General features: G+C 62.0%; 3 protein-coding genes and 1 pseudogene. 3 read left to right on the top strand and 1 reads right to left on the bottom strand.

What is annotated here, in order from left to right:
• Nucleotides 1-85 (bottom strand): annotated as a pseudogene (locus JNL55_RS37430) (EtfB protein); the annotation flags it as partial.
• Between the two features lie 240 nt (nt 86-325).
• On the opposite strand from JNL55_RS37430, the gene JNL55_RS11740 reads away from it, so the two are divergent.
• The 3 genes from JNL55_RS11740 to JNL55_RS11750 all read left to right on the top strand — a co-directional run.
• A complete protein-coding gene (locus tag JNL55_RS11740) occupies nt 326-1072 on the top strand; it encodes a hypothetical protein (RefSeq protein ID WP_293853014.1) in 747 nt (248 codons plus the stop codon).
• Nucleotides 1073-1206: 134 nt separating this feature from the next.
• On the top strand, nt 1207-2475 hold the full coding sequence (locus JNL55_RS11745) for an aminotransferase class I/II-fold pyridoxal phosphate-dependent enzyme (RefSeq protein WP_293853015.1): 1269 nt from the start codon (nt 1207-1209) through the stop codon (nt 2473-2475).
• A gap of 62 nt (nt 2476-2537) precedes the next feature.
• A partial coding sequence (locus tag JNL55_RS11750) for a hypothetical protein (RefSeq protein WP_293853016.1) occupies nt 2538-3265 on the top strand: 728 nt, incomplete at its 3' end.

Genomic DNA, 3265 nt, shown 5'->3' on the forward strand with positions numbered 1-3265 from the left:
TCACGACACCCGTGCCGTCGGGTTTGACGCGCACGCGGACGTTGTAGTCCACCACGCGCTTTAAGCCCACCAGAATCTTGCTCAACGTCGACTCCGATTAATTGATCGCTTAATTTGCCGCTGCAGGCCGCCGCAGCGGCCGGGCACGCTACTGGAAGCCAGCCTGCGAGTCAATGAACGGCGGCCAGCGTAACCGCCCCGTTCTGCAATGGAAAAGACCCATCTGGCAGGGGGTAGGGCCGGCATTTCGAGACGTGGAATTCGGTTACCGGTAGCCAGGCCGGCTAGACTGCCGGCCTGCTCCAGCATAACGACCTGAATAACCATGCCTGATGCACTCGCCAGCCGCCTGAAGCTCGGTGTCATTGCCCCCGCCAGCAACACCATCGTGCAGCCGGAATACGACGCCATGCGGCCGCGCGGGGTCACCAATCAGATGGCCCGCGTTGTCATTCCCGACTCGCCGGTGGGCACCGAAAGCGAGTTTGCCGCCATGATGGGCCAGGTGCGCGGCTCCATCGAAGGGGCGCTGGACGCTGTCATGGCTTGTTCACCGTCAGCCGTGGTGTTCGGCATGTCGGCCGAGACCTTTTGGGAAGGCGCTCTGGATGCCAACGCGTTGCAGGCACACCTCGAGTCGCGCGCCGGAGTGAAGGTCATCCTGGGCGTGCAGGCCTGCCAGGCGGCGATCCAGCGCTACGGCGGCATTCGCCGGATCAGCGTCATCACTCCGTACATGCCGTCGGGCGACGCGCAGGTGCGCCGTTCATTCACCGACAGCGGTCTGGAAGTGGTCAACCTGCTGGGCTTGAAATGCAACAGCCCCTTGCTGATGGCTCACGAGCCGCCCGAGCGGTTGCGACGAGCCGTGCGAGAGGTGGACGACAGCAGCGTCGAGCTGATCCTGCAGGTGGGCACCAACCTGGCGTTTGCGTCGGTGGCGGCAGAGGCCGAACGCTGGCTCGGCAAACCGGTGCTGGCGGTCAATACCTGCACCTACTGGCAGGCGCTGCGCAGTGCCGGCATCGAGGACAAGATCGAGGGCTTCGGCTCGTTACTGACCGAGCATTGACGGCGTCCATAGCACCCTCCTGTAATGGTCTGGGGGCCTTGAACCTGTGCGCACTTCGGGCGCATGGATTCTGTTATAAAGTCCGCCGGTAACGATCATCCACACACTCTCCACACACTCATAGTTCGCTAGTTATGCGCACCATCCGTCCCAGCTCCGGCCTCGTCAACGTGAAATACGAAATTCGCGGCGACCTGGCACGGCGCGCCCATGAGATGGAACGGCGGGGCTACGACATCATCCCGCTGAACATCGGTAACCCGGGCGTGTTCGGGTTTCGTACGCCTGAGACCATGCGTCTGGCGATGATCGAAAATCTCAAAGCCAGCGAAGCCTACAGTCATCAGAAAGGCATTTTCCCGGCGCGCGAAGCAGTGGTGATGCAACAGCAGAGCCGCGGCGTCCGCGGTGTCAGTGCCGACGAAGTGTTCATGGGCAATGGCGTCAGCGAACTCATCGACCTGGTGCTGCGTGCCTTGTTGTCCACCGACGACGAAGTGCTGGTGCCGATGCCGAATTATCCGCTGTGGACCGCGGCGGTGAATTTGAATCGCGGCCGCGCCGTGCACTATCCGTGTCATGCCGAGAACGGTTTCGAGCCGGACCCGAAAGAGATCGAAGCGCTGATCACCAGCCGCACTCGAGCCATCGTGGTCATCAACCCGAACAATCCGACTGGCGCCGTCTATTCGCGTGCCACGCTCGAAGCCATCGCGCGCATTGCCGAGCGTCATCATCTCGTGGTGTTTTCCGACGAGATCTATGACCAGATCGTCTATGACGACGCCAAGTTCGTGCCCATGGCCACGCTGGTGCAGAACACGCTGTGCGCCACCATGTCGGGACTGTCCAAGGTCTATCGCGCCTGCGGTTATCGTGTCGGTTGGGTGTCGTTCTCGGGCGAGATCGAATCGGCCCGCGAATACATGAGCGCGCTCGACAAGCTTTCGTCACTGCGTTTGTGCAGCAACGTGCCCGGCCAATGGGCCGTGCAGACGGCGCTCGGCGGCTATCAGAGCATTCAAGAACTGACGCGTCCGGGCGGTCGTTTGTATGAATCGCGCCAGGCCATTCTCGACGGCGTCGCCAAGAGCAAGTATCTGCAAGTGCACGCGCCGCAAGGTGCCATCTACGCCTTCGTCGGTATCAAGGACGGCGTGCTGCCGACCTTCGAAGATCAACGCTTCGCCATGGATCTGCTGGAACACAAGCATGTGTTGCTGGCGCCGGGCACCAGTTTCAACACGCCCTACAAGACTCACTTCCGCATCACCAACCTGCCGCGGCCCGAAGTGTTGGCCGACGTGTTCCGCCGCATGGAGGAACTGTTGGACAGCTACGCCGATGGCGCGCAGCCAGTGTCACGTGCGGCGCCGGATCTGAAAGTCGTCCGCCAGTCATGAGTTAAGGGGCATTGCAGCTCCATTCTGTTCTCGCCAGCTCGCCTGAAAAGGGGGGCATCACGGTGCTCACCGCGAGCCGTCGGCTCGCGCACGCGCTGCGGCTGGGTTACGCCCAGCATGCGCAGAGCCAAGGGCTGTCTGTCTGGCGCACACCTCGCATCCTGCCGTGGTCCACTTGGCTCGCTCAGCAATGGTTGGAGTCGCGGGCCATCGGCGCTCACTCCCATCACGCTCGACTGCTGACCAACGCTCAAGCGCGAATCCTTTGGGATTCGTTGGTGAACGACAGCGAATGGGGCGAGCACTTGTTGAATCCCTCCAATGCCGCTCGACTCGCTGCGCGCAGCTGGCGGCGCATGCAGGAATATCTGATTCCGTTGGCGGCCCTGCAGAGTAGCGACAGCACTGAAGGCCAGGCCTTGCATGCGTGGTGCAGCGAGTTTCTGCAACGCTGCGAGAAGCTGCAGGCCATCGACGAAACCCTTTTGCCGCACTGGGCGCACGATGCCAACTTCGTGCCCGAAGAAACCTTGGCGCTGGCGGGCTTCGACAACATTCCTCCCGCCATTGCTCGGCTCATCGAACGTTGGCGCTCGCAAGGGAAGGTGATTGATGTCTCCGAGGATGAGCAGTCTGCGCGCTCGGTAGTCGTTGTGACGGCTCGCGACGCCGACGATGAATTGGAGCTGGCTGCTCGTTGGGCGCGTGCTCAAATCGCCACCGGCAAAAGTACCGTCGGTGTGGTCGTCGCCGACTTGCAGTCGCGGCGAGCTGAAGTGCAGCGAATCTT

It is taken from the genome of Steroidobacter sp. (genome assembly GCF_016790065.1).
In the GTDB taxonomy this organism is placed as follows: Bacteria; Pseudomonadota; Gammaproteobacteria; order Steroidobacterales; family Steroidobacteraceae; genus Steroidobacter.

Bases quoted from the DNA above. Each gene is read 5' to 3' on its own strand.
- JNL55_RS11740 (WP_293853014.1), top strand. From the start codon at position 326: ATGCCTGATGCACTCGCCAGCCGCCTGAAGCTCGGTGTCATTGCCCCC.
- JNL55_RS11745 (WP_293853015.1), top strand. From the start codon at position 1,207: ATGCGCACCATCCGTCCCAGCTCCGGCCTCGTCAACGTGAAATACGAA.